A 25824-nucleotide genomic window follows, 5' to 3' on the forward strand; every position below is an offset into this window, starting at 1 on the left:
CGTCGAACCCGTCCGCGCGTTGCTGTCGGATCGGGCTTCACTCTGACCACGGACAACAGCGGCCATTACTATACCACGAATAAGACGGTACGACGAACGCGACGTGAGCTATCGACTGTGTAAGACGCGTTCGTTTTCACACTCGCAGTGTCACGGTTCGTTCGCTCCCCGCCACACCAGCACAGAGTGGTCGCGTGAGCACATCGAGACCGTCTGAGCGAGCGGTTCGATCCGGTAAAACGCCAGACCGGTGTTCGACGACGGAGTACAAAACGTCCGATAGACGCGTCGCTGATCGGTTTACGAAGGGAGTAAACGCTGTTTTGTCACTGAAAGTCGAAACGCGATCGGCGAAACCGGTCGCCATCGTCGCCCAATGGCTCGGTGACTCCGACCGTGTTCCGGGTGGTGCAATGTTGCTGTCGACGGAGCGGGTGCTTACGGAAGCGGGTTTTCGACGTCGTCCGACTGCGTCTCGTCGTCGTTCGGTCGGTCGGCGAAGACGATGACGTTCTCCCGACCCACCGATCGCTTTTCGATCGTGCCGTCGGCATGCATCTGTGAGCAGATCCGGCTCACTTTCGACTTCGACCAGCCGGTCTCGTCTGCGATCCGGTGTTGGCGAATGCGACCGTGATTCGCGACAAGCAGCCGGACGACTTTCCCTTCGTCACTCAGGAGTCTCGGTGGCGTCTCGGGCGACAGATACGTTTCGTACGCCCGAGGACTATCAGTGCGTGCGTGAGCTGATTCCGCTGTATCGCCTGCCGCATTCGCGACGAGCGGGAGCGACGAAATCTCGAGGTCGCGTTCCGACAACACGGCCGCCGTGCGAATCCCGATGAGTACACTGATGAGCACGAAGAGAACCGCGACCAGGACCACATCCCCGAACGACGCCGTGCGAAGCAGTTGTAACGGTTCGCCGGATCGACCGCCGATGGCGACACGAACCGGCAGGGGAATCGCATGGACGCCCTGGTGGGTCGAAGTCAGACCCGTATCGATCGAGATGGTGCTATGAATCGATGCGAGCTGGGCTCTGACTCCGATCGGGGAATGTGACACCATGATTGACGCGGTTCTGCTGCGGTCGGTGCATGACCGAGTCACGGTGGACGTGACCGTGCCGACCGCACTGGAGGTGCGACTCCCTGGACCTTCATTATGAATCCGTATAGGAGCGTTTAACAACGGTTTAAGCGCTCATCCTGGCGTTCAGCCGTCGACCGGGTCAATGCTGCCGGCAGCGCCATTCGCCGCTCGGTTTCGCCATGCGATACTCTTGCACCCGTTTATTCGCGGTATAGTAATCCCCCGACACCGTCTTGCCGATTCTGTAGCACGGCCCGCCGATTGCGGGCCCGACAGTTCCGGACAGTCACCGTCGCACTCGGTCGTGTGACGGTTCATCCATAACGCACCACCCATGACCACGATAATCAGCGATACGGAGAAGCAATCGGACGAGCGAGCGAGCGGCCAGTACGAGGCCGAACCGAGCGGTGAGGAGACCAGCCTCGAGCAGGCGACGGAGCAACTCACGCGTGAAGCAACGATCTGCGTCGTCGGACTGGGCTACGTTGGACTGCCGCTCGCAGTCGGGTTCGCGCAGTCGGACTACCGCGTGATCGGATACGACGTCGACGACGTGACGGTCGACCGACTGCAGGAGGGTATCGATACGACCGGTGACCTCTCCGACGGCGTAATTCAGGAGGGCGACATCTCCTACACGACCGACGCGGCCGCGATCGGCGAGGCCGACTACGTCGTCATCGCCGTCCCGACGCCGATCGACGACGACGAACGACCGGACCTCGGCTACGTCGAGAGCGCGGCGACCACCGTCGGATCGAAGATGGATCCCGGGACGACGGTCATCCTCGAGTCGACGGTCTACCCAGGTACGACGCGCGATGTTCTCGTGCCGGCGCTCGAGGACGCGTCCGGACTGACGGCAGGCGAGGACTTCTTCGTCGGCTACTCGCCGGAACGCGCCACGCCGGGCGACGAGGAACACGGGCTCGCGGACGTGACCAAAGTCGTCAGCGCACAGAACGAGACGGTCCTCGAGGACGTGGCGACGCTGTACGAGTCGGTCGTCGATGCGGGCGTCCACCGCGCACCATCGATCGAGGTCGCCGAGGCCTGCAAGGTCGTCGAGAACGCCCAGCGCGACCTCAACATCGCGTTCGTCAACGAGCTCTCGATGGCGCTCGAGTCGATGGACGTCGACGGGCAGGCCGTCCTCGAGGCCGCGGGCACGAAGTGGAACTTCCACGACTACCGACCGGGACTGGTCGGCGGCCACTGCATCCCGGTCGATCCGTACTTCTTCGCGTACCGATCGGCTCAGGAAGGCTTCGAGCCAGAACTCATGCAGACGGGCCGGCAGGTCAACGAGTCAGTGCCCGACCACGTCGCCGAGCTGACGATCAAGGCCCTCAACCAGTGTCACAAGACGCTCCGCGAGAGCCGCGTGCTGGTGTTGGGTCTGGCGTACAAACCGGGCGTCGGGGACATTCGCAGCTCGAAGATCGGCAACGTCATCGACGCGCTCTCGGAGTACGACATCGAAATCGAGGGCTTCGACCCGTTCGCCGACGACGACGCTGCCCGCGACTCGTTCGGGATCGACGTCCAGGATCGACTCTCGTTCGAGGGGTTCGACGCGGTCTTGCTCGCGACGCCCCACGCGGAGTTCGAACAGCTGGATCTCGAGGCGGTCGCGAGCCAACTCGCCGACGACCCCGCGCTGGTCGACGTGACCGGCTCGATCGACGAGGACGCGGCCGTCGATGCGGGATTCGTCTACCGGAGGTTGTGAGGGGATGCGAGACCAGCGACACCGCTCGAACGACCGTTCCACGGAGGTGGATCGACGATGCGAGTGATGATCACGATCCAGCATCCCGGACACGTCCACTTCTTCCGGCACCCGATCGCCGAACTGGAAGCGCGCGGGCACGAGGTCCACGTCTTCGCTCGCGAGAGCGACGTCGCCGTTCGGCTCCTCGAGGCGTACGATATCGATCACGAGGTGCTCGCCGGCGAGTCGGACTCGCTGGTCTCGCTGGCAGCGGTGCAGGCGACCTACGAACTGCGACTCCTCCGGCGAGCACGGCGGATCGAGCCGGACGTGATCACGGCGATCGGTGGCGTGGCCGCCGCCCACGTCGCGTCGGTAACGAGTGCGAAGAGCCTCGTCTTCTACGACACCGAACACGCGACCCTCATCACGAAACTCGGCTATCCGTTCGCGGACGTCATCTGTACGCCGGCGTGCTATCGCGACGAGATCGGCGCGAAACAGGTGACGTATCCGGGGTATCACGAGCTCGCCTATCTCCACCCAGATCGGTTCGAACCCGATCCGACCGTTCTCGAGGAGGTCGGGCTGGACTCCGATGCGTCGTTCACCGTCGTTCGGCTCAGCAGCTGGGACGCCTCCCACGACGTCGGTCACGGCGGGTTCGACGATCCCCGAACGGTCGTCGATCGGCTCGAAGATGCAGGTCTACAGGTCCTGCTGACGGCCGAAGGAGAGCCGCCGGCCGAGCTCGCGTCGTACCAGTTCGAGACCTCGCCGGACCGGATGCACGACCTGCTCGCATACGCCGACGTCGTGTTGAGCGAAGGCGCGACGACGGCGGCGGAAGCCGCCGTGCTCGGTACACCGGCGGTCTACGTGAACCCGCTCTCGCTCGGCTACACGACGGAACTCGATGCGGAGTACGGTCTCCTCTTCGAATATTCCGGCGAGGCGAGACACGCCCGAGGACTCGAGCAAGCCGTCTCGATCGCCGAGGAACCCGACGAAACGTGGGCACGACGTCGGGAGCGCCTGCTGGCGGATCGGATCGACGTGACGGAACTCGTCGTTCGACAGATCGAGACGCTCGCACGGGCGCACACGCCGGATCGAGCGACTCCTGCGGCGAATCCGGATCATCCATGAAGGTACTCCAACTGGTCACGTCGTCACGGCCGTTTTTCGAACAGCAAGTCTCGGCGCTCGAAGAGCGCGGCGTCGACTGTACGGTGCTCGAGGTGCCCGGCGAACACAGCGGCGATTCGGGTCGGACGCCGACGGACTACGCGCGATACTACGCGACCGTGCTCTCGGCGGTCCGATCGTCGTCGTACGATCTGGTACACGCGAACTACGGGCTCGTCGCCCCGTTCGCGCTCGCCCAGCCGACTCGCCCGGTGGTACTGACGCTGTGGGGAACGGACCTCATGAGCGACCGGACGTGGCTGCGATCGTGCAGTCGGTACGGTGCCCGCCGGGCGGACGCCGCGATCGTGCCGAGCCGGGTCATGTCACGCGACCTCGAGACCGACCACGAACTGATTCCGTTCGGCGTCGACACCGACCTGTTTCGGCCGTTGCCGCGGGCGGACGCGCGCGAGTACCTCGGCTGGGAAACCGACCGGCCGATCGCGCTCTTTCCGTACGACCGGACCCGTTCGGTGAAGGACTATCCGCGGGCCCGCCGGCTCGTCGAGCAGACCGAGGTCGACCTCGAACTGCGGACGGTCTCCGGCGTCGATCACGAGGAGATGCCCTACTATATGAACGCGAGCGACGTCCTTCTGGTCACCTCGAAGCGCGAGAGCGGCCCGATGGTCGTCAAAGAAGCCGCCGCATGCAATCTGCCAGTCGTCTCGACCGACGTCGGCTTCGTCCGCGAGACGATTCGTGGCCTGACGAACTGCACCGTCAGCGACAACGACGGGGCGCTTCTCGGCGGACTCGAGCGAGCCATCGAAGACGGCGGCCGTTCCGACGGGCGCGAGTCGATCGACGGACTCTCCGTCGACTCGCTTGGAGAGCGTCTCTACGGACTGTATCGCCGAGTGCTCGACCGAGATGACGGAATGAGTTATCCGACGGGGGTCAGTCATGAAGTATAGCTCACTGTCGGAGCTGCGGCCGCTGCGACTTGATACCGTCGCGGCGATCGGCGGGCTCGTGCTCGCGCTGGCGATGTTCCCGCTGCGATTTCTCACGTCGCAGATCTACATCAATACCGTTCCGGTCATCCTCGGCACCGCGTGCGTCCTGTATATCGTTTCCCTGTATCAGCGGGACGACGCGCGGGCAGTCCCGACCCTTCCGTCGACGGTGTCGATGGCGCTTCCGAGCGTCGTTTTCGCCGGGTTGTCGGGCCTCGTCGTGTTAGCGGTCGTCCAGGGGGAACGAACGCTTCCCTTCTTCGGGCTGGCGGGTGTGGTCGGCACGCTCGTTATCGGCCAGATCGTCTTCGCGAGCGATCGCGACCTCCATCCCGGTTTGCTGTTGCTCCAGATCGTCTGCTTCGCGTTCGTCTTCCGGTTCGCTGCGCTCTATACGACGCCGGGCTACATCGGGATCGACATCTGGACCCACCGCGAGCTCGTCGACGCGATTCTCACAGAGCAGTCGCTGAGCGCGATCTCAGATAACAAACACTACGGTTCGCCGTTCTACCACCTGCTGGTGGCCGCCTCGTCGTTGCTGTACGACGTCCCGATCCGCGCCGCGTTGTACCTCTCCGTCGGCCTCGTGATGCCCCTGTCGGTCCTGCTCGTCTACGCGACGACGAACCTACTCGTCACGACGCGGTGGGCAGTGCTGGCGACGGCGCTCTACGCGTTCGGCAACCACGTCGCGCGGTGGGGAATACATATCATCCCCACAAGCCTGGGGCTGGTCTTCTTTCTCGCGATGCTGTACGCGCTGATCCGCGTGATGCGGATCGAGTACACGATCCGGGACTTCCTACTGTTGCTCCTGTTGAGCGTCGCCGTCATCCTCACACACCAGGTGTCGACGTTCATCATGCTCGTGTTGTTGCTCGCAGCATTTCTCGCACAGCTCGTGTTCGTGATCGGCCCGTTCGGACTCACGCGACTCGACGCGAGCGTCTTCCGGACGAAGAAGCCGGTCAACCTCGTCGGACTCGTCGTCTTCAACCTCGGGCTGACGATCTTCGTCTGGTCGCTGACGCCGTACAATCAGGACTCGTTCCTGGGGACGGTCCTGAGCTACTTCGCGCAGACGCTCGAGGACAGTGCTGGCTTCCTCAACACCGCAGGTGAACCCGAGACGGCCGAAGCGGGGGCCGAAGCCGTACCGACACTGATCGAACAGGTCGTTCCCTACGTGGACAATCTCGGCTTCCTGCTGTTGCTCGGTGCCACGTTCGCCGGCTGTCTGTACGTCGTCCACCGGCGACGTGCCGAACAGTCGGTGTTCACGCTTCTGCTGGCAGCGGCGTTCATGCTGGTGTTCATCCTCGGGTTCCCGATGTTCGGCATCCGGACGTTCATCCCGACGCGCTGGTTTGCGTTCCTCTACGCGCCGATGGCGATCCTCGGTGCGATCGGGCTGCGGACGCTTCGAGGGAACCTGACGCCGTCGATCGTCGTCGTCGTGTTGCTGGTGGGGACGCTCGTGTATCCGGGCGCGATGGTCCTCGCCGTCGAGAGCAACGTCGAGAATCCGGTCTTTGACGACCACCACGAGCGCCTCGCGTACGACGAGACGGAACTCGCCGCGGCCGAGTCGATCGCCGAACTTACCGGGTCGCCCGACGGCCAGGAGATCCGGTCCGACCAGCAACTCCACACCGATCACCCCTATCAGACGCTGTTCAGTCGGACCGGCGCGTATCCGTCAACGACGACCGCGACGGTGCCGGAAGGCGGCGTCGCGGACCACGACTATACGGTCTATCGATCAGCCCAATCGACCGACGCGACGTACGTGACGGACCCGAACGGAACTGCGCGGACCGAAGACCTCTCTCCGACACAGCTCTGTCGCCCGGACCAGGCGACGGTCTACACGAACGGAGACGTGACGATGTGTACTCCCTCGCCGGCAGGTCGCTGATCGTCGACGGTGCGTCCAATCGCTTTTTCGAACCCTTGTAACCTGACCCAACGGACAGCGTTGCGGGCCGCGCTCGACTACGATCGACAGAGCCGGCGAGTGACCTTCTCATCCGTCTCTCTATATGGGCGACCCAATCGGAAGGCGAAATCTACGAATCGATCACAGCGTCGCCTCGAGCCCGAGACGACCACGACACTGCCCGTGATCGAGCCGACGATCGATTCGTTCTCGAGGAGACAACTGTCGTGACCCCGTCAGCAGTTCGGAGTATTCCCATGTGATTGCTCGCCAGCCCAACCGCGAGAGCGACACAGGGCACTTCCGCCCGGCAAAAGGGGAAGGCTACTCAGTTCGACAGCGGTCGGACGCTGGTCACTGATGGCTTCGGGTCCGCAGGAACCGCCAGATGTCGGCGGCCGGCGGTGCACCGTCGAACAGCCACAGCGCCACGACGGCGAGGCCAAGCAGCAACTGGACCGCAAGCTCGATCGTTAGTCCGCCGGCGAGGAGCTGATACACGTACCGAGCGAGGTACAGGAGCAGGTGGTCGAGGAACCCGCCGTGATCGGTTCCTGGCGGCGATGCGATCGGCCAGAGAGCGATTCGAACGTCGACGACGCCGTCTCTGAGCAACTGACTGAGCACGTCTGCGATCGGGTGTGAGAGATACGCGATCGAGAATGCACCCGCAAGCGCTCGATTCCCTCCTCGGATGGCCACCGCGTACGCGACGAGACAGACGACCGGCGCGACGAAGATCGAGTGCCCGATCGAGTAGCCGGTCTCCGCGAATTCGACCGTCCACCCGAGCGGTTTGTCGACGAGGTCGGGGAACTGCGACCCGACGGCGACGGCGATCGTTTCACGACCAGAGGGAGACGCTCGAAACGCCACGTTCATCGTCAGCGAGTACAGGACGTACGCGAACGCGAGATGCTCCCACGGCAACATCTATTCCACCTCAATCGGCAGCCGAGCGACGCGATAGGCGTTGTCGACCGTCGGCTCCGCCGGAGGGTCGCCGTCGTAGAGCAACACCGTCAGTCGCAGGTCACTTCCCCGCATCGTCGGCGTGATCTCGAGGGGCTGCCGCGTCGATTCACCGTCGGAAACCGTCGCTGTCGTCCTGTCTAACTCGGTCGATTCGCGAACGGTCACGTCGTCACCCTCGTAACTCACCCGCTGGAGCAGCACGATGGCCGTGTAGCGTCGCTCTTCGTGTTCCTGGTTCGTGATCGTCACTGCCAGTTCCTGGGACTCGCCCGCGGGATAGGTCGACTCGTACATCGTTTCGATGTCACCGGAGACGTTTTCCGTCTCGACTGACAGCTCTGTGAACCCATCGTGTTGGGGTGGGTTCGCCAGGGCGAATCCGCCGCTCGCGAGCAACAGGAGCAGTCCAGCCGCGATGGCGATGTTGTACGGCCGACAGTTGACTCGATCGTACGGACTCAGTCGGCTCCGAGTGAAAAACGGGGAGATCGATGAGCTCGCCGGAACGAATCGTCGATCGGCCGGACAGCGGTAGCGTGAGCCGATTGCGAGGATTGCGAGGATAACGGTGAGCACTGAGAGCCCAAGGAGTACCGGTTCTAGCGCCACTCCCCCCGGGGTTACGGTCGCGAAAAGGGTGATCGCGGGAACGAGCGCGACGCTAAAAACAATTGACAGGATCGTTCGTTCGATCGCCTCGAGTCCGCCACTGACCAGCAACGGATTTCCGAGTCCCGTTTTTTCGTCGTCGAACGACTGGTAGTCGTCGTTCGGTTTGTCTGGAAAGAGGGCCGAGACGAGCGCATACCCAGGAAGAAACAGAACGAGCGGGATCGTCAGCACGATTCGTCCACTCCCGGTGATCCCGGACACGATTCCGAACGTGAGAGCGCCAGTGACTGCGATAACGGCCGCTAGATCCAAAAACCACCAGTTGGTATCGCTCATTTCGTCGTCGCTAGGGGTCGGTGGCGGTTTATTATCGCCCAGATAAGCCTCGATCTAACGGGTCGGTCTGACGGCCGTCTGACGACATCATATAACGATCTCGACACTGAATTCGCTCGAGCTACATTCCCTCGCTATTGAGTGTAATAGAAGCGTGAACGATCTAAAATTCGGATAGAGTGTTTGAAAGCAGCGTGTATGATCTGGTCGAAATAAATTTCCAGTTCGATTTGAAAATCTGGTGTATCAGTCCTTCTAAATCGGCATTTGGCAATATTAAAATGGCACAAAAAGAAGACAGCTTCTGTGAAACTATCTAAACTGTGTCGTTCACGAATACACGATTTCTATCCTTTATTACCCACTTCTGAATAGGGAAGACTGGTGCAATGAAAGCGAAATATATCAGCTCCAATGATACAGACGATCAGGGTGTGACTGACGACGGTCAGGACGCGGATGTTGTAGCTGATCGTTCCTCCGAGGAGCCTGCGTTTTCGAAAGACGAAATCTTTCATCTCCTGCAAAACGAACGCCGTCGGATGGTCCTCCGCTATCTCCGGGACACTGAAGGTCCCGTACGCATGCGCGACATCGCAGAGCAGGTCGCAGCATGGGAACACGACACCACTGTCGAAGAACTCACTTCGACACAGCGCCAGCGGGTCTATATCCCGCTGTATCAGTCGCATCTCTCGAAGCTCGACGAGGCGGGTCTCATCGAGTACCAGCAGAACCGCGGCATCGTCGAACGAAAGCCCCTCGCCGACCAGGTCGACAAATACCTCCATCTCGACTCGACCGACGATTCGACCGACGAGCAGCACGCTGAGAGCCCCGGGTGGGAAGATTACTACATCGGTGCGACGGTCTTCTCCTATGCGATCCTCATCGGCGCAGTAATGGAACTGCCAGTCATCTCGTTCCTCTCTGGAATCGGTCTGAGCGCGCTCATTCTGTCGGTCTTTACGGTACTCACGATCAGTCGCCTCATCAACTGACGACAGAGTGGACGCCTCTCGACGAACGACGATACTACAAGAGCGACAATGCGTGTCTAGGAAATCAGGATGGTAACCAAGACGAGCGCGATAACGATGCACAGCAACCCGAGGGAGAGCGCTACGAGCACGGACGGTGAAATCAACCGATCCTCGTTCGTGCGACCCGTAGACCGCTCGATCAAACCCTGTGTCTCGTCGAACTCGATGGTGTCGGCCGCGTCGAGTACCGGCAGGCGATCCTGATGGAGTCGTTCGTGGACGGCTGCCCACGTTTCGATCGTCGGTCGGGCCGGTTCGACCAGTTCATCGGCGACCTCGTCGACGGTGACAGGCGTGTTCATTTCGTCGAGAACGGACACGAGAGCAGCATCGGATTCCGGAACGAACTCCCTCGCTCGCGTCTCGTCCCCCTCGTTCGTCGAACGATCGCTCTCCGGGGAATAGACCATCGTGAATCCAGAAGTCGTCCCCGAATCCCCCGAGCGTTCTTCGACGTCCCCCTCCGACGAAGAGCGCAACCAAGACGGCGTCAGACGCATATTCCGCGGTAAAACTCCTTGGTATATAAGGTTTCTCACGGTTTACCGATAATGAACTGAATAAACCGCAGCGAGAGTCGGTTTCACGGCTGATAATCGTCACAGATCGCCTCGAGGTTCCTGTAAGACCTCCGATGTAGAACGAGTGAGCTACGCGATTACAGGGTCCGACGGACGAAGCCACGGGTGCAGCTGATCCGGTAACGCTGACCAGCATCCGAACCACCCGCGGAGGTCGGTGAGCCTGAGTTTGTGTCTGGCCGAGAGGTCGTGAACGTGCTCGAGGTCGCCCAACAACCGTCGATCGAAGTCGTGTTGCTCGAATAACGTCTCTCGGTCCGGCCACGGCGGCTCGAACGACGGGAGAAACGGCGTCTTCCGACGGACGAATCCCTCGACTTCGTTGAACAGCCGCGCGTCGTGCGGTCGATCGGGCGGTCTGTGTCGCAGAATGTCATCGTCGAGTCGTTCGCACGCGCGGAGGAACGTTTCCGTGGTTCGGTGTTTCGGTGGCGTTCGGAGATGCCAGTCGATCAGCTCGCGATCCGTCGCGAGAAACGACGTGACGAAGTGATCGGAGAGGTGGTTGTGAAACGGTATCGACGGCTGGTTCGCGATGCCACAGCAGGTGAGCGCGTTCTGGACCGTATCCGCACGGTCCCATCGCGTCTCGAACTCGTCGGCGACTGCCTCTCTGACGAACGCTTCCGGATCGACATCGAAAGACGTCCGCTCTGTGAGTTCGAGGCTCGCCTCGCGGCTGTAGCCGAACTTCTCGAGGAGCGACTCGACGGGATCCGGATCGGCCTTGAGTCGGCCAGTCGGCACGCGTTTCCCGAGCACATCGACGGTCTCCGAGGCGGTGAAATGGCCCCGGAAGAACGTGTCACAGAGGAGGCCGTGGAACATCGTATCGACGTCGATCTCGTCCGTGTAGCCGGCGTGGTGGATGTGCAGTGACTCCTTGATCCCCTGTGAGTAGCGGATCTTCGACTCGTCGGGCCGGAGATATCGCTCGTCCGGTGGGAAGGCAGTGTGGCTCGCGCCGTACTGGGCGGCAAGCGCTCTCGCACCGCGAACCTCCTGGGCGTCCAGCGAGCCGACCGTGTAACTCCGGTCGATGTCGTCGACCTGTGAGAGGATGATTCGTGAATCGTAGCCCGCCGAGAGGAGCACGCCCGTTCGTCCGGGCAGCGACGACCGCCGCTGGAACGCCCGATCGAGGCGGTCGGCGAGCTCGTCGATGGGATCGAACGCCCGGGACGGCTGCGGATCGTAGACGAACCGGTCGAACGAATCGACCGACGTGGGTGTAAGCCGGCTGTCCAGCGGGAGTCGAGCGAGTTCCGTAACGGCCGTCTTCTCGCCGAGTATCACGCCCAGATGCAGAAACTCGAGGACGCCATCCCGGTCGAGCGTCGGCTCCGCGATCGTGCGGCCGACGGCGGCGGCGTCCGTTCCGAAGACGCGAACCCCGGGGTCGTCGGTATAGAAACACTCCCTGGAGCGGACCGGGTCCGTGGCGACGAACGCGTCGCCGCTCACGTCGGCGTCGATCACGACCAGATACGATCCGTTGAGTTCTCGCAGTGCCTCGATTCCGATCGTCTCGTAGCGTTTGAGAAGCCAGCGCGCGGCGTTCGGGTCGTCGTCTGGAACGTACGCCTCTCCCCAGACGAGACAGCACCCCTCGTCGCCGAAGTACGTGGCGCTCCAGCCGGGCGTCCCGAGATCTGCATCCCGGATACCGACTGTGAAGGTCGATCCGGCGAGCACTTCGTCGAATTCGTCGCTGGATCTGAACCGTTCGAACGTGTCGATACCGCCGATTACACCGAAGAGTTCCCTGTTCATCGTCGAAGACCACCTGCAGACGACGTACGATCACAGCGTGGAAACGCCGAGCGCCGCCCGACTTCCGTTCGCGTACGTCTTCGTGGAACGCTCGAACGGCTACTCAATTACTATGCGACCGTTAAGTGCCACAGTGGCCGCTACCAGCCGTCTCGAGCGGTCGCCGAGCCAGCCTATCCGATCTATAATAATGGTCTCACTGTCGGTACCTCCGGCCCACCGATGTCACAGAAACGCGCGACGCGACGTCGTTTCCTCGCACTGTCCGGCGCCGCCGGACTTACGGGTCTAGCCGGCTGTGCAGAGCAACTCGAGTCTACAGCCAACAAGCTCCGCGAGAAGTCGTCAGCCGTGACACCAGACAGTTCGGACGGCTCTACCCCGGGACTCACCGACGGCGTTCCGCCGCTCGAGACCGAGTTCGACAGCCGAGAACAGTACCGCCAGCCGGGCGACTCGCTCGACGACTTCAGCGATCTCGATGCCTGGACCGTCGTTCAGGGGTCGGGCGGAGCGGACGAGGACGTCGTGTTCGACGGCGAGCAGAGCTTCAGACTCCGGTCGAACGGCAGCGAGAACGTCATCGCCGAACGGAGCCTCGAGGGCGAAGACCTGACGGAAACGGACCTGTCGTTCGCGGTGCGGACGACGACGCCCGACAGCATCACGGTCAACCTGCGGGTCGTCGACCAGTTCGGGGGCTCGAAAGTATACTCACTGCGGCAGATCCGGTACCGTGCACCCGACGTCGGCTGGTTCCGAACGAGTCCCGGCGTCTTCCAGCAGAGCGAGTACGAGCCCGCACTCGATCAGCTCGATCGGCTCGAGATTCAGGTGCTTCACTCAATGCCGGAGGCGGAGGTCTGGATCGACGACTTGCGCACACATCCGACGCCCGATCAGGGGTACGTCATGCTGAGTTGGGACGACGGAACGCTCGACTACTACGAGACGGCCGCGCCGCTCCACGACGAGTACGAGGTCCCGGCGGTTCAGGCGCCGGTGCCGCGGTGGGCCGAACAGGGACGGGACGGACACATGTCGATCTCGGAGCTGCAGGACCGGCAGGAGGCGGGCGATCAGATCGTCGTCCACGGAACCCACGACCCGATTCACGAACTCGACGACGAAACGGCGATCAAAGAACGGCTCAGGCGGGACAAGCAGTGGTTCATCGACAACGGGTTCGAGGGTGCGAACTACATCGTCCACCCGCACAACAGCTTCGACAAGACGAGCCTCGAGCAGGCGACCGACTACCACTACTGCGGCGGCTTCAATCAGGCCGGCAACGTCAATACGACGAGCGTCTACGGCTTCGATCCGCTGGCGTTACCGCGGACGATCGGACACGACCTCGAGATATCGAAACGGTGTGTCGACCTCGCCGCCCAGCACAACCAGTGTACGATTCTCAACTTCCACACGTTCGAAGCAACCAACACGATGCCGAAAGTCGACTACGAGGCGTTGCTCGAGTACATCGACGGCGCCGACGTCGAGGTCATCACCTTCGACGACCTCTGGAAGCTGCGGACGAGCAACGACTGATTCGGAGCGACCTGCCCCAGGCCTGTTTCTCGACGTAACCGCTTACCGACGTATCGCCGTTCACGACCCAGTAGGGTAGCGATTATCGGCCGCAGTCGGGAAGCGTAGTCGACGACGAATCGATCAACAGCCCGCCGAGAGCGTGACCCGGTCGGTGTCGGTCGCACCATCGTCGTCGACGACGCGGAGTGCGATCGGATGGTTGCCGGGCGCGCTGATCGTCACCTCGATCGTCTCGCCGGTCCGGTCGAACGCGCCGTTGGCACCGACGCGCCACTCGTAGCGGACGAGGTCGCCGTCCGGATCGGACGATTGCGACGCATCGAGCGTCACCGTCTGACCCGGCTCGAGCGTCGTGTCGGCCAGTCCTCTCGGTCGCGTTTCGATCCGTGCGACCGGTGGCTCAGTACCCGACGGCTCGTCACCGTCGTCATCGGATGCATCGGGCTCGGGCTCTGTTACCTCCTCGTCAGGGACGCTGCCGGCATCGGTGCCGTCGAGCAGGAGCTCGTCCTCGAAGAGCCGTTCGACGATCGCCCGATGCCACTGGACGCGGGTCTCGAGTTCGATGTCGGTCGAGAGCGTCTCGGCAAGGAACGCGTCGGCACCCAGATCGCGAGCAGCTTTGTGAGCGAGCAGCCCAGATGGATCGTTTTCGGGGTTAGAGAAGGGACCGAGCTGGAACGCGCGGTCGGGATCGTCCACGTACGTTCGATTGACGTACGTGGCGGCATCGGCGGCGGCAGCAGTCGCTTCGCCGCCGTCCGAATGGAAGATTGCCTGCCCGACGCCGTCCGTGGGATCGCCCGCGTAGATGCCCGTCGACTCGTGGAGATCGATCAGGATGTCTGGATCGTACTCGCTGATGACGTCCCAGATGGCCCGTGCGAGTTCCGTTTCCGGCGTCTCCCCTTCGGGGAACTGCCGGTTGAGGTTGGTCCCCTCCTCGTCGGTTCTGGTCCCGCGTTCGACTGCGACGGCGTTCGCCTCGGGAATAACGACGAGCGTCCCGGCGTCGATCGGCCAGTCGGCGATCTGGCCTGCCGCCGTGTACCCTGCGTCCTCGTTTCCGTGAACGCCGCCGACGACGACCGCCGTCGGTCCCTCGGCGGCCGCTGTCGTCACAAAGACGGTCGTTTCCTCGGCCGTTCCCTCACGAATGGGGAACGACGCACGAGAGACCATCTCTTCGTCAGTGCCAGCCGTGTCGCCGACCACGCTGGCGACGCCAGCGCTCGTGAGCGTGCATCCGGCTGCCAGAGTCAATACGTGCCGCCGTGAGAGGATATCGCGCCTCATTCGTCCATCCCGTCGGCGTCGGTCGGTTTTACTACAGGTGAGATAACGATAGAAACGGAATACTTTCGTTTCTGCAACGGTCCGCGTCGAGAGAACGCTTGCATGCGAGCGTAGAGACTGAACCCGATCAGGACGGCCGAAACGGCCGCCTCACCGAGTAAGTGCGCGCCGGCCGAGCGTCGCGGTGACGAGCAAGAGGACGAGCGCCACCACGATCGGAATCGGTCGCCGCCGGATGCCGGTCCCGGCGACCCAGCAGACGCCGGGATACGTCCGCGCCGACACCGAAGCCGCACGGAGGTGCCACAGCCCTCGCAGGAACCGCCCCTCCGCGAAGTACTGCTTCGCGAGGACGAGTGCGTGGCTCGAGCGGATCTCGTAGCCCTGTTCCTCGAAATGCTCGACCTCGGACTCGTACGCCGAGAGATATCGGTCGCTGGCGGCCGCAACGACGTCCGCCGGCGGACTGCCGGTCTCCTCGCGAACGACGAGTTCCTCGTCGACGTAGGCGAGCTTTCCGTGTTCGAGGACGCGCAGGCAGAACTCGGGGTCCTGGAACCGGTCGAGGTCCTCGTCGAAGCCGCCGGTTTCCCTGGCGATGTCGGTCCGAACGAGCAGCGTCGAGCCGGCACCCGGCTGGACGTTATCTGCGAGGATCTCGCCGACCAGTTCGTCGTTCCCCTCCCGTGTCGGCTCGTCGTCCAGGCGGGCGAGCACGGACGCGGCGGCCGACCGGAGCCGTCCGTCCGCCCCGGACAGGTCGTAGCCCGTATCACAGTAGACGCCGACCCAGTCGCTCGAGCGCTCCTCGAGCGCCGCGAGCTGGCGCTCGAGTTTCTCGGGATGCCACTCGTCGTCCGAGTCGAGGAAGGCGACGTACTCCCCGCGTGCGTGCTCAAGGCCCGTGTTCCGGGCGGCGTTCGCACCCTGGTTGGTCGCGTGGACGACCGGCCGAACCCGCGGGTCCTCGGAGGCGGCCAGCACCGACTCGGTGTCGTCGGTCGAGCCGTCGTCGACGACAACCACCTCGAGGTCGTCGATTGTCTGTGCGAGCGCACTATCGATCGCGCGCGGAAGCGTCGCCGCTCTGTTGTACGTCGGGATGATAACGCTGACGCGAGTCATTTTCCTGGGCTTCCGGCCCGATCCGGATTATTATCGCGTGGGTAAACGGCTGCGCCTGCCAGCAGCGGCTGCGATGACCCGAGCGGGCGGCGGCGCGACGGTCTCGAGTCATCCGGAATCCGTCGGCGGCGAACCCGCTAACGACCGTATAAGGAAGGGCGGACGGTTCGTCGACGCGGTCGATGACGAATCGAAACCGACGATCGTTCGTAACCACGGTTGCAGCGGCCGGAACGCTCGGACTCGCCGGCTGCCTCTCGCAGGTGCGCGAATGGCGTGGCGCGGACGGCAAGCCGACATCGGCCCAGTCGGGCGGTGACACCACCGATTCCGGAAGCAGAGACCGCCTGGACCTCCCTGGCGAGCCGATCGATCGCTTCGAGGACCTCGGCGAGTGGTCGGCGATGATCGACGCTGGCGACCTCGAGGCCGGGACGGACGATCCGTATGCCGGGTCGCAGTCGGCACACCTCACCGCGTCAGAGAACGCCGAGTACGCGGCCGTCTACAGGACGATCCCGGATGGACTGGATTTAAGCAACAAGAACCTCTCGCTGGCAGTCAACTTCACCGGGCGCGACCAGCTGCACCTCACGCTCGAGTTGTTCGCGCCGAACTCGCGCAACGTCCACGCCATGCAACGCACGCTCACCGGGCCGGCCGATCGGTGGGTGCGCGTCGACTTCGGCACCGATCGGATCGAGACCCAGCCCGAACTCTCGGACGTGCGCGAGATTCGGCTGATCGCTCGCCGTCGCGGTGACACGACCGGCTCGATCGACTGTCAGGTCGACGACCTCCGGGCGGTCGACCGGCCCGACACGGGCCGCGTCATGCTCCTGTTCGATGGGACACTCGAGAGCCACTACACGGCCGCCTTCGACCGGATGCAGGCGTACGATTTTGCGGGCGTCGAGGCGGTCATCCCCGAAGCCGTCGGCGAGGGCGGCCGGCTCACGCTCGACAAACTCATCGAACTGGACGACGCGGGCTGGGACCTCGCAGCTCGGCCGCGAACCGGCTCGAAGTTCCTCCACGAGTTCACCCCCGAGCAACAGGAAGGGATGATCCGTCGGACGAAAGCGTATCTCGAGAATCGCGGCTTCGAAGACGGCGCGAAGCACTTCGTCACGCCGCGGAACGTGCTCGGCTCGACGGCCAACGACCTCGTCAGGGAGTATCACGAGCAGGCGTTCCGGTTCGGCGGCGGCCCGACCGGGCTCCCGCTGACGGACCCGCACAACGTCGGCTTCTTCGCCGGCGATGCCGGCGACGAGACGAGAACGTACGTCGATTACGCCGCGACGTACGGACAACTCGCGGTCTTGCACTTCGAATACATCGGGGACGACGGCATGAGCGAGCGGGCGTTCGACGGCCTGCTCGAGTATATCGACGCGCAGAACGTCGATGTCGTCACCGCCACCGACCTCCTGGGTGACCGCTGATGTACCGGGGATCGAGCGTCGGCGTCGTGATCCCCGCCTACAACGAGGAGGGGTTCGTCGGTGACGTCATCCGCGAGATGCCCGCGTACGTCGATCGGATCTACGTGATCGACGACCGATCGACGGACGACACCTGGAACGAAATCCTCGAGGCCGCGCAGGCGGACGCCAGCGAGACCGGGAGTCACGACGGCACGACCGTCCAGCAACTCGTGGCCGACGGCGGCGCGACCGCGCTGGCGAACCGGGCGACGGTCCGCGACGCCATCGGGCGGGTCGTCCCGATCGAGCATCGGGAGAACCGCGGTGCCGGCGGCGCGATCAAGACCGGCTATCTCGCCGCGCTCGCGGACGGCGTGGACGCGACGGTCACCGTCGACGCTGACGGGCAGATGGACCTCACGCAGCTGCCCCGGCTGCTCGACCCGATCGTCGAGGGGCAGGCCGACTACGCGAAGGGAAACCGGCTCCTCTCGGCGGAGTACCGGGCGGCGATGCCGCGCTTCCGGTTCGTCGGCAACGCGATCCTCTCCGTTCTGACGAAGATTGCGTCCGGCTACTGGAAGACGATGGATCCCCAGAACGGCTACACCGCGATCTCCCACGACGCGCTCGCCGCGATCGAGGTAGAGAACCTCTACGAGTACTACGGCTACTGTAACGACCTGCTGGTGAAACTGAACGTCCACGGGATGCGCGTGGCTGACGTGGCGATGCCGGCCGTCTACGGCGACGAGGAGTCGAGCATCGCGTACGCAGAATACATCCCGAAGGTCTCGCTCATGCTGCTTCGTAACTTCCTGTGGCGGCTGAAAACGAAGTATCTCGTCCTGGACTTCCATCCGCTTGCCCTGTTTTACTTTGCTGGAGCAGCGACGGCCGTGCTTGGCGTCCTCGGAACCGGCGTGACGGCGGCTGGAGCGCTCTCGAGTCCGGGCACACCGGCCGTCCAGGGCGCGACGAGCCTGCTGTTGTTCGTCGCCGGCACCGCGTTCCTCCTGCTGGCGATGGTGTTCGATATGGCCGAAAGCGAATCGCTCGAGCGGCAGGTACGATAGCGCCATGCGAGCGCACAGTCACTCGCATGGTCGTCCGGGTTGGTAATACGATCTCGTTATTCAGAAGCGGGTCGAAACTGGAACGGCCCGAACCGATAACTACTGGTACAAACTGAACGGGGCACACGTAATCACTCAGTTAATCAAAACAACGGTGGACTGTGAAAATGTAGTATAGTTAACGTTACGTGGGACGATAGCTGAAGCTGTGGGATATGGAATGGTCGATTATGATGATGTATTTGACGCATTGGCGGCCAGCCACCGACGACAGTTACTAGTAAAATTACTCTCCAGTCCCCAATACGTCTCAAAACCGTCTGGCATTTCTCGAGAGATTGCAGTAGCGGACGAGAACCTCCTTCAGAGACATCTATCCAGTTCTCGAACGATTGCAGAAGTAGATGAATACTCGGTCAGTATGCACCACACCCACCTTCCGAAATTAGCAGAGTACGGATTCATCGAGTGGAATCGAGATGACAACCTCGTCGTACAAGGTCCCCGTTTTGGCGAGATCAGACCTCAGCTCAGACTATTGGCTGAACAGCAGGAGGGACGCCGTACAAAAGCTCCCGTCGTAACCCAGCGGAGGTGAGAGCCGGTCGAGATAGAAGCCGCTGTTGGGTGTTTTCCTCGATTTCGGCGTCATTGCAGTCTCCGTGAGGAGTGGCTCGTCCGGCCCGAAGACTGACCAATCCTGTTTCTTCGGTCATCCGCGTATGAGACGGGAACCAGCAGCGAGTGCCGACTCGGTCAGGGAGCGATACTCTGTATGCCGGATCCTAGTATTCCCAGCGTGAGCCCCGAGACGAGCAGGGAGAGCCCGGCGACGAACAGCAAACTATGGAGCCAGTTCCGCTCCCCTCGCTTCGTCCCGCTGGCTGCGAGCCGACTGCCTATCGCGTCCGCCTTCGCGCCGAGCGGATCGGGGAACGTCGACAGCACTTCGAAGGGGTCGGCGGGATCCAGTGCGCCGACGAGCAGCGCGAATGTGACGAAGATCACGAATCCCACGGGCGGAACGACTACGAGTGCGAGCCACGGGTTCGTGATGGCCGTCGAGAGGGCGAAGATCGGCCCTGCTGCGAGGACGGTCGTCAGTATCGAACGCCCGAGTCGTGCATCCGAGAGGGGATCGAAGCCGACCAGTCGAGCGCTCCAGCAGTGGAAGACGAACATCGACCCGTATCCGATGCTGGTCGCGACGGCGGCACCGTGCATCCCGAAGCGAGGGATGAGAGCGACGTTAAGCACGACGTTGATCACGGCCGCAGTACCGGTGGCCGCGACCGGATATCGGAGGGTTCCCTCCCCCTGTGAAATCGCCAGAACTGGGCGCGCGAGCGCGAAGCCGAGTGCACCGGGCAGTAACAGCAACAGGGGTGTGATCGCCGGCATGGCATCCTTGCCGAAGTAGATCGGCACGGCGACGTCCGCCAACGCCGCGAGCCCGACCGCCATGACGGCCGTCAGCAGGAACGTGTACCGCGTCGTCCGGGACGCGAGATTCGAGATTTCTCGAAGGCGATTCTGCGACCACAGTTCCGACGTCGAGTGGACGAACACCGTCTGGAGGGCCATCGGGATGAACCAGAGGAACTCGGCGAGCGTGAGCGCCGCCTTGTAGTTGCCGACTGCAGCGCTCTCCCGGAAGCGCTGGAGCATCACGATGTCGATGTGATAGAGCGACATCAGCAGGAAGACCAGCGCGATGCTCATCGAGTTGAACGTGAGCATCTGTTTCCGGGGGAATCGCTTCGTCGGGCGGCTGAAGAGACACGACAGCGGCACGCGACGATGCACGAGCGCCAGCCCGATCACGGCGACGAGCGTACTCGCGACCAGATGCCCTGCAAGCGCGCCGATCACACCGGCCCCGAGATACACCAGCGGCACTGCGACGACGACGAACCCGACCTTGTCGAGGATCTTCAGCGGCTCCGAATACCGCTCGAGGCCGAATCCCATGAGCGTCTTCCGCGCGTAATCGCGAAACTGTGCCGTTACGACGAGCGCGGCGAGGACGTAGAAGTAACTCGTCAGCTCGGACCCGAACGCACGACCGACGAGTCCGGATTGCGTCGCAACCACCAGCAGGAGCGCCCCGAGGACGGAGAGCACGATCGCCAGCCGGAAGTAAAAGCCGACGACGTGTTCGCTCCAGTTGGCCGCGGCGCGGTCCTCCGCGAGGAACTTTCGGACCCCATCAGTGATCCCGGAGCTGACGAAGATCATGTAGATCGCGAAGACGGACAGCAAAAACGCGTATTCGCCGAACGCCGACGCGCCGAGCAACCGGTACAGAAGCGGCGTCGAGAGCGCAGTGACGACGAGCACGACGACTTTCGCGCTGACGACCGAGAAGACGCCGCTCGCGATACTCCGATTCACGGTTTCACCCTCTGACAGTCACGCTGATAGTCGACAGTCTCCATCGACGACGCTCGTTCACGATCCGACGTACTCACTGTGGCGAGACAGTGGCGACTGTACGGCGTTATTATACAGGGGTTAAACGGGTGCGAGACGCGACTACTCGTACGTGTTCTCCCAGGTCGTGACGTCGCTCGCTCCGAGGTCACGGATCCCGTCGACCAGCCGGTTCTTCTTGAACGTCGCGCCCGTCGATGCGTCGTAGAGGCAGACTGCCTGCTGGCCGCCCGACGACTCGAGCGTCGAGTCACGCACGACTACGTCGGCGCCGAGGTCGACGAACGGGTACTGGCTGGCGCGCAGGTCGCTCTGGTACACCGTCAGGTCCGCGCCCGTGTTGACGATGGCGTTTCGCTCGACGCCGTCCCGACCCCGCTGACTGATGTCGACGTTGCTAAAGCGACAGTTGTCGCGTTCGCAGCGAATCCCGTCGCGGAAACCGCCAGCGTCGCCCGCCTGCCCCGAAATCGTAAGGTGCTCGGCGAGTATCTGCTCGGTCCGGTCGCTCTCACGAATCCAGAGCGGATAGCCGCCGGCGGTTTCGTGCGTGATCTCCGTCTCGACGATCGTCGTCTCGCCCGTATCTGGGGAGACGACGATCCCGTGGTTGACGTCCGCACCTCGTACATCCAGACGAGTGTTGTCGATCCGTGCGCTTTCACAGGTGTTCATCACCGAAATCGCGTGGCTGGTCGGTTTCGGCGACGTGATCTCGATGGCGGCTCCGTGGATCTCGATGTTCCGACCGTTCTCGATCCGAATCCCGCGCTGAGACCGATCCTCGGGTCGCGTCGAATCGACTTCGACGGTCGGCCACCGAATTTCGCTTCCCTGACCGCCGACACGGACGTTCGCGCCGTTGCTGTTCCGGAACCAGCCACCGTGTACAATGATCCTCCCATCGCCACCCGCCGCGTAGAGGCCGTTGTTCGGAAAGCCGCCGAGCCAGCAGTGTCTGAACTCGAGCGTCCCGACGTTCTGGTTGGCTTCGATACCGATCGGGCCGCGCCAGCGGTTGCCGGCGTTGGGCGTATTGTCGACCCACGCACCCCCGTCCGGCGCTCGGAACCGTTCGACGATCCCGTGACCGTCGGGGTCGGTGACGTTGAACAGTCCCGGCCCCCACGTGCCGCTGTCGTGGAAGCCGTCGATCGTCACGTCCCGCACCTCGAATCGATCGGCGGTGGCTTCGATCGTCCGGATCCCGGTGTCGGGGGCCGACTGATCGACGTCGAACCCCTCGAAGCGAAGGTGACCCCCAGGACTGTACGAGACGCCGAGCCGGAACAGTCGATACTGCGGGCCGTCGAACTCGTGGAAGTTCGCCGGGATCAGCGTCGCGTTCTCGCCGACGACGCCGAAGTTGTCGAAGCCCGTAAACCGGAACTGTTCGTCCATGAAGTACTCCCCCTCAGGAAACACGAGCAGCGTATCGTCACTGCGGAGATCCTCGAGCACGGGTGTAATCGATTCGGTGCCGGTATCGTCCGCGCCGGCCTCGGTCACGTCCACGACGGTCGCGTAGTCGTCGTAGTAGTGTCCATACGGGTCCGACGACGCGGCGGCGGTTGACGTCAGTCCGATTCCGGCGGCACACGCCACCACAGTTCCTCGCAAGAACCCCCTCCTCGACCGTGAAATCGATCCGTCGAGAGCTGGCCGACCGCCCTCCCCCTCGGTCGAGTGAGAACCACGAGAAACGTCACGATTCGAGCGCTGCAGATCACTTCCATCCGACATTGAAATACACGTCGTTGTGAGTGATGACGGGGTCCAGTAGCTATGGATTCGGATGGCAAGTTTTTAAGTTCGAACGCCGACCGCCGCGACGGAGACGGACGCGCAGTTTTGTGATTCGAAATGATTGCAGAGGACACAATTCGGCGGTTCGGTCGCGAACGCGGCCGATTCGTATCGGTGCGAGAGGCCCGTTTAACACCCGGATAAGCCTCGGTGGCGGTGGTCGCCGTCGTGTCACAGCCGTGTTTTTCGGTAACTGGCCATCGTCGGATCAGATCATCGACAGCGATCGGGCGCGCGCCCGTTTTCGACCGTCGCGGCGATCAGTTCGGAGATGGCGCGTCGAAGCCGCTGTGAGACCGCGGAATCCGAAATGTCGAGTCGATCGGCGAGGTCGTCCTGCGTGACGCCGCGTGGTACCTCGAAGTAGTCGGCATCGTATGCCGTCGTGAGGACCTCGTACTGGCGGTCGGTCAGGAAGTACGTCCGCTCGTCGGACACTGATGAGTCGTACAATTGGTTTACGCGAAACGAGACGCCGTGATCGCGGTACTGGGATCGAAGCGCCGCCAATGCATCGCGGTCGGGGAGATAGATCCGTGCGATCCAGCCACCTTCGCCGCTCGTGAGCGTGAACGCGAACACCCCGTGCTTGGCACAGCGAGCGGGGAGGAGCTCGAGAGGCGTGTCGACGACGACGCGGTAGATCGTTCGGCCGTCGAACGTGGCGATGCGGGTCGGGTTCGAGACCGTCCGATCGGCAGCCATCGCCGCCTCGAGCGACGCGTCGGTGTCGCCGGAGACCGAGACGAACCTGATGCGTCGCTCGTCGATCGTCGTCCCGTACTCGTAGCTGAGCGTCACGCCGGGACACTGCGCTATCGTCGGGACCAGCGGAAGGTCATCGTGAACGAGGTGGACTTCTGCGATAAATCCCATTGAGAGATCGATGTCGTACTCGGCTGTCGGAACCGGCGAGGCATACTTATACCGCGGATAAGCGGGTTGCAGCGATGCGAACCGACCGCGTCATACGGTTTGCTGTAACTGTTTACCGGTGGGACCGCAGGACGACTCGCGGTCCCGCCGGAAATGACTTACAGCAGACCGTATCAGTCGGCAGCTAGTTCATGTAGCCGAGATCTGCCAGCCGATCGGTCACCGCGTCGTCCGTCACTGGTCGCTGGCCGTCGGTCCGCTCGTCGTACTCGGGGTAGGTCGTCGGTTCGATCGGGGCGACGACAGGAACGATGCTGCCGTCCATGCGGTCGCTGTAGGGGACCCCCATCGCGGCCATGATCGTCGGCGCGACGTCGAAGAGGTGGGCCCGCTCGAGGGCGGCGGTCTCGTCGATTCCCTCGCCTGCCGCGACGAAAACCCCGTCGAGTTTGTGGTTCCACGGTTCGGCTGGGCCGAAGTAGTCGCCGTCGCCCAGCTGCTCGGAGAGCATGTGGTCGAAGTCAGCGGGGATCGTAACGATATCGACCGTCTCGTCGAGCTCGTCGCCGTGGAAGTACTGCTCGCGCGGCGCGACCGTCTCGAAGAACGGCTCACCGTCGGGCGTCTCGATCGCCTGGAGCGCCCGGATGAGGTTCTCGCGGAGTTCTTCGTACTCCTCGGGCGGGACGACGCCGTTCGGTTCTCGTCCCTCGAGATTGATCCGAATGCCGAGTTCGGTCCGTGCACGGACGTACGCCTCCGATTCAGCGAAATCGACCTGCTCGTTGGCCGTCCGGGAGATGCCACTCGGTGCATACTCGATGGCGATGTCGGCCAGTCCAACCCGCTCGAGGACAGTCCTGATACGCCGGGCAGTGATGCCGAATCGGGCGGCAATCGACGCTGTGCGTGCAGCGACCCCCGGCTCCCAGGTGTCGTACTCCTCACCCTCGCGGAGCCGTCTGCGCATCGGCGTCCACGACGGCATCCCCTTGCCGCCGGTCGTCGTTTCGAGGTAGCCCATATCGCGGAGGTACTCGTTGATCCGGAACTCGTAGCCGTCGTACCGACCCATTCCGTGATCGCTGACGAGGAAGACGCGATTCGGATCACACGCCTCGAGGATCTTCCCGATCTGTTCGTCGGTCGCCTCGTAGACGCGGTCGACGTGTCGCTGTTCGCCGCTGAACTCGTGAAAGACCGTGTCCGTCTTCTGGAACTGGACGAAGCCGAACTCCGGTTCGAACTCGCCGACGAGATAGCGAAACGCCTCGCCGCGCATCCGGACGAGGTTCCGATACTCGTCGATCTTCGAATCGTCGGAGAGCGAGTCGTCGTCCCGCGTGTAGCTCGGATAGACGCGATACTCTCCGATCGCATCACGGACCTCGTCTAAGAGTCCAGCGGGGTGACACGGCGGATCTTCCGGGCCGAGGAACCCGGGAATCACCGCCCCGTCGAACTCGTCGGGCGGGTGGGTGACCGGCGCGTTGACGACGACACTCGAGCGGTCGTGGTGATCCAGCAGCGTCCACAGAGACTGTTCGTGGACGTCGTCGTTGCTCGTCACGTGCCAGTCGTAGCCGTCGTAGCTGACGAAGCCGACCACGCCGTGTTTCCCGGGGTTGACCCCGGTGTAGATCGACGGCCACGCACTCGGCGTCCATGGCGGGATCTGTGACTCGAGCGGCGCGGCCACCCCCTCCGAACAGAGCCGCTCGATAGTCGGAATTCGGTCGGCTTCGGACAATCGCTCGAAGACCGACAGACTCCCCGCGTCGACTCCGATGAGCAGCGTGTCCAATCCGTTCGATTCGTTCGTCGTACCCCCATTCGATGTCGCATCATCACGGTGAAACGTCCGAGTCATCCTTTCAGTTGTCTCCGCAGTAGGTCCGTTCGACCGCAGCCGATAGCCCGCGGCAGCGGTGTCGTTCGTTGCACCACGTTTCTACGCCTACCGTGGGAGACGAGATACTTCATTATCGAGAGGTTAAACAGCTA

Annotated in this window: 20 protein-coding genes; 9 read left to right on the plus strand and 11 right to left on the minus strand. The window is 62.9% G+C overall.

Annotated elements, in window-relative coordinates; all coding sequences use genetic code 11:
• Positions 1 to 438 precede the first annotated feature (438 nt).
• Positions 439 to 1071 carry a helix-turn-helix transcriptional regulator gene (locus ACFR99_RS09970; protein WP_417398435.1) on the minus strand — a complete coding sequence of 211 codons (633 nt, stop codon included), beginning with the start codon at positions 1069 to 1071 and terminating at the stop codon, positions 439 to 441.
• A gap of 358 nt (positions 1072 to 1429) precedes the next feature.
• Here ACFR99_RS09970 and ACFR99_RS09975 point away from each other — a divergent pair, with 358 nt between their 5' ends.
• Genes ACFR99_RS09975 through ACFR99_RS09990 form a run of 4 tightly spaced genes read left to right on the plus strand, consistent with a single transcriptional unit; the run spans position 1430 to position 6883 of the window.
• The gene (locus tag ACFR99_RS09975) at positions 1430 to 2830 is read left to right on the plus strand and encodes a nucleotide sugar dehydrogenase (protein WP_390286849.1); all 1401 of its coding nucleotides are present in this window, start codon (positions 1430 to 1432) and stop codon (positions 2828 to 2830) included.
• 57 nt (positions 2831 to 2887) lie between these two features.
• A complete protein-coding gene (locus ACFR99_RS09980) occupies positions 2888 to 3961 on the plus strand; it encodes a DUF354 domain-containing protein (RefSeq protein WP_390286851.1) in 1074 nt (357 codons plus the stop codon).
• Positions 3958 to 4920, plus strand: coding sequence for a glycosyltransferase (locus ACFR99_RS09985; RefSeq protein WP_390286853.1), 963 nt, complete (start codon positions 3958 to 3960; stop codon positions 4918 to 4920). Before ACFR99_RS09980 ends, ACFR99_RS09985 begins: the two co-directional genes overlap by 4 nt.
• On the plus strand, positions 4910 to 6883 hold the full coding sequence (locus tag ACFR99_RS09990) for a hypothetical protein (protein WP_390286855.1): 1974 nt from the start codon (positions 4910 to 4912) through the stop codon (positions 6881 to 6883). The genes ACFR99_RS09985 and ACFR99_RS09990 overlap by 11 nt, the downstream gene beginning before the upstream one ends.
• Before the next feature lie 375 nt (positions 6884 to 7258).
• Here ACFR99_RS09990 and ACFR99_RS09995 read toward each other — a convergent pair whose 3' ends face one another.
• The gene (locus ACFR99_RS09995; protein WP_390286857.1) at positions 7259 to 7837 is read right to left on the minus strand and encodes a metal-dependent hydrolase; all 579 of its coding nucleotides are present in this window, start codon (positions 7835 to 7837) and stop codon (positions 7259 to 7261) included.
• Positions 7838 to 8827: a DUF1616 domain-containing protein gene (locus ACFR99_RS10000; protein ID WP_390286859.1), complete on the minus strand. Its 990-nt coding sequence runs from the start codon at positions 8825 to 8827 to the stop codon at positions 7838 to 7840.
• 389 nt (positions 8828 to 9216) lie between these two features.
• Between ACFR99_RS10000 and ACFR99_RS10005 the strand changes: the two genes are divergently transcribed.
• Positions 9217 to 9828, plus strand: coding sequence for a DUF7344 domain-containing protein (locus ACFR99_RS10005; RefSeq protein ID WP_390286861.1), 612 nt, complete (start codon positions 9217 to 9219; stop codon positions 9826 to 9828).
• Between the two features lie 56 nt (positions 9829 to 9884).
• Here the strand turns inward: ACFR99_RS10005 and ACFR99_RS10010 are convergent, their stop codons facing one another.
• Positions 9885 to 10280 (minus strand): hypothetical protein, encoded by a 396-nt coding sequence (locus ACFR99_RS10010; protein ID WP_390286863.1) that lies wholly within the window; start codon positions 10278 to 10280, stop codon positions 9885 to 9887.
• 240 nt (positions 10281 to 10520) lie between these two features.
• Positions 10521 to 12224 (minus strand): asparagine synthetase B family protein, encoded by a 1704-nt coding sequence (locus ACFR99_RS10015; RefSeq protein ID WP_390286865.1) that lies wholly within the window; start codon positions 12222 to 12224, stop codon positions 10521 to 10523.
• Positions 12225 to 12446: 222 nt separating this feature from the next.
• Between ACFR99_RS10015 and ACFR99_RS10020 the strand changes: the two genes are divergently transcribed.
• Complete coding sequence (locus ACFR99_RS10020) at positions 12447 to 13775, plus strand: polysaccharide deacetylase family protein (RefSeq protein WP_390286867.1); 1329 nt, start codon at positions 12447 to 12449, stop codon at positions 13773 to 13775.
• A 123-nt stretch (positions 13776 to 13898) separates the two neighbouring features.
• Here the strand turns inward: ACFR99_RS10020 and ACFR99_RS10025 are convergent, their stop codons facing one another.
• Both ACFR99_RS10025 and ACFR99_RS10030 read right to left on the minus strand, forming a co-directional pair.
• Positions 13899 to 15074 carry a PKD domain-containing protein gene (locus ACFR99_RS10025; protein WP_390286869.1) on the minus strand — a complete coding sequence of 392 codons (1176 nt, stop codon included), beginning with the start codon at positions 15072 to 15074 and terminating at the stop codon, positions 13899 to 13901.
• Between the two features lie 150 nt (positions 15075 to 15224).
• Complete coding sequence (locus ACFR99_RS10030; protein WP_390286871.1) at positions 15225 to 16199, minus strand: glycosyltransferase family 2 protein; 975 nt, start codon at positions 16197 to 16199, stop codon at positions 15225 to 15227.
• A 182-nt stretch (positions 16200 to 16381) separates the two neighbouring features.
• Here ACFR99_RS10030 and ACFR99_RS10035 point away from each other — a divergent pair, with 182 nt between their 5' ends.
• The 3 genes from ACFR99_RS10035 to ACFR99_RS20360 all read left to right on the plus strand — a co-directional run bounded on the left by ACFR99_RS10035 (position 16382) and on the right by ACFR99_RS20360 (position 19303).
• A complete protein-coding gene (locus ACFR99_RS10035) occupies positions 16382 to 17647 on the plus strand; it encodes a polysaccharide deacetylase family protein (protein ID WP_390286873.1) in 1266 nt (421 codons plus the stop codon).
• The gene (locus ACFR99_RS10040) at positions 17647 to 18705 is read left to right on the plus strand and encodes a glycosyltransferase family 2 protein (RefSeq protein ID WP_390286875.1); all 1059 of its coding nucleotides are present in this window, start codon (positions 17647 to 17649) and stop codon (positions 18703 to 18705) included. Before ACFR99_RS10035 ends, ACFR99_RS10040 begins: the two co-directional genes overlap by 1 nt.
• A 220-nt stretch (positions 18706 to 18925) precedes the next feature.
• Positions 18926 to 19303 carry a DUF7344 domain-containing protein gene (locus ACFR99_RS20360; protein ID WP_465260897.1) on the plus strand — a complete coding sequence of 126 codons (378 nt, stop codon included), beginning with the start codon at positions 18926 to 18928 and terminating at the stop codon, positions 19301 to 19303.
• A gap of 158 nt (positions 19304 to 19461) precedes the next feature.
• Here ACFR99_RS20360 and ACFR99_RS10045 read toward each other — a convergent pair whose 3' ends face one another.
• From ACFR99_RS10045 to ACFR99_RS10060, 4 genes are all read right to left on the minus strand, one after another.
• On the minus strand, positions 19462 to 21099 hold the full coding sequence (locus tag ACFR99_RS10045; RefSeq protein ID WP_390286877.1) for a flippase: 1638 nt from the start codon (positions 21097 to 21099) through the stop codon (positions 19462 to 19464).
• 141 nt (positions 21100 to 21240) lie between these two features.
• Positions 21241 to 22746: a right-handed parallel beta-helix repeat-containing protein gene (locus tag ACFR99_RS10050; RefSeq protein WP_390286879.1), complete on the minus strand. Its 1506-nt coding sequence runs from the start codon at positions 22744 to 22746 to the stop codon at positions 21241 to 21243.
• A 411-nt stretch (positions 22747 to 23157) separates the two neighbouring features.
• Complete coding sequence (locus tag ACFR99_RS10055; protein ID WP_390286881.1) at positions 23158 to 23820, minus strand: helix-turn-helix domain-containing protein; 663 nt, start codon at positions 23818 to 23820, stop codon at positions 23158 to 23160.
• A 184-nt stretch (positions 23821 to 24004) separates the two neighbouring features.
• The gene (locus ACFR99_RS10060) at positions 24005 to 25690 is read right to left on the minus strand and encodes an alkaline phosphatase family protein (protein WP_390286883.1); all 1686 of its coding nucleotides are present in this window, start codon (positions 25688 to 25690) and stop codon (positions 24005 to 24007) included.
• Positions 25691 to 25824: the final 134 nt, after the last annotated feature.

It is taken from the genome of Haloarchaeobius amylolyticus (assembly GCF_042678045.1).
GTDB classification, from domain to species: domain Archaea; phylum Halobacteriota; class Halobacteria; order Halobacteriales; family Natrialbaceae; genus Natrinema; species Natrinema amylolyticus_A.

Excerpts from the sequence above, each read along its gene's own strand:
- ACFR99_RS09970 (WP_417398435.1), bottom strand. The coding sequence starts at position 1,071 with ATGGTGTCACATTCCCCGATCGGAGTCAGAGCCCAGCTCGCATCGATT.
- ACFR99_RS09975 (WP_390286849.1), top strand. The coding sequence starts at position 1,430 with ATGACCACGATAATCAGCGATACGGAGAAGCAATCGGACGAGCGAGCG.
- ACFR99_RS09980 (WP_390286851.1), top strand. The coding sequence starts at position 2,888 with ATGCGAGTGATGATCACGATCCAGCATCCCGGACACGTCCACTTCTTC.
- ACFR99_RS09985 (WP_390286853.1), top strand. The coding sequence starts at position 3,958 with ATGAAGGTACTCCAACTGGTCACGTCGTCACGGCCGTTTTTCGAACAG.
- ACFR99_RS09990 (WP_390286855.1), top strand. The coding sequence starts at position 4,910 with ATGAAGTATAGCTCACTGTCGGAGCTGCGGCCGCTGCGACTTGATACC.
- ACFR99_RS09995 (WP_390286857.1), bottom strand. The coding sequence starts at position 7,837 with ATGTTGCCGTGGGAGCATCTCGCGTTCGCGTACGTCCTGTACTCGCTG.
- ACFR99_RS10000 (WP_390286859.1), bottom strand. The coding sequence starts at position 8,827 with ATGAGCGATACCAACTGGTGGTTTTTGGATCTAGCGGCCGTTATCGCA.
- ACFR99_RS10005 (WP_390286861.1), top strand. The coding sequence starts at position 9,217 with ATGAAAGCGAAATATATCAGCTCCAATGATACAGACGATCAGGGTGTG.
- ACFR99_RS10010 (WP_390286863.1), bottom strand. The coding sequence starts at position 10,280 with ATGGTCTATTCCCCGGAGAGCGATCGTTCGACGAACGAGGGGGACGAG.
- ACFR99_RS10015 (WP_390286865.1), bottom strand. The coding sequence starts at position 12,224 with ATGAACAGGGAACTCTTCGGTGTAATCGGCGGTATCGACACGTTCGAA.
- ACFR99_RS10020 (WP_390286867.1), top strand. The coding sequence starts at position 12,447 with ATGTCACAGAAACGCGCGACGCGACGTCGTTTCCTCGCACTGTCCGGC.
- ACFR99_RS10025 (WP_390286869.1), bottom strand. The coding sequence starts at position 15,074 with ATGAGGCGCGATATCCTCTCACGGCGGCACGTATTGACTCTGGCAGCC.
- ACFR99_RS10030 (WP_390286871.1), bottom strand. The coding sequence starts at position 16,199 with ATGACTCGCGTCAGCGTTATCATCCCGACGTACAACAGAGCGGCGACG.
- ACFR99_RS10035 (WP_390286873.1), top strand. The coding sequence starts at position 16,382 with ATGACGAATCGAAACCGACGATCGTTCGTAACCACGGTTGCAGCGGCC.
- ACFR99_RS10040 (WP_390286875.1), top strand. The coding sequence starts at position 17,647 with ATGTACCGGGGATCGAGCGTCGGCGTCGTGATCCCCGCCTACAACGAG.
- ACFR99_RS20360 (WP_465260897.1), top strand. The coding sequence starts at position 18,926 with ATGGTCGATTATGATGATGTATTTGACGCATTGGCGGCCAGCCACCGA.
- ACFR99_RS10055 (WP_390286881.1), bottom strand. The coding sequence starts at position 23,820 with ATGGGATTTATCGCAGAAGTCCACCTCGTTCACGATGACCTTCCGCTG.
- ACFR99_RS10060 (WP_390286883.1), bottom strand. The coding sequence starts at position 25,690 with ATGACTCGGACGTTTCACCGTGATGATGCGACATCGAATGGGGGTACG.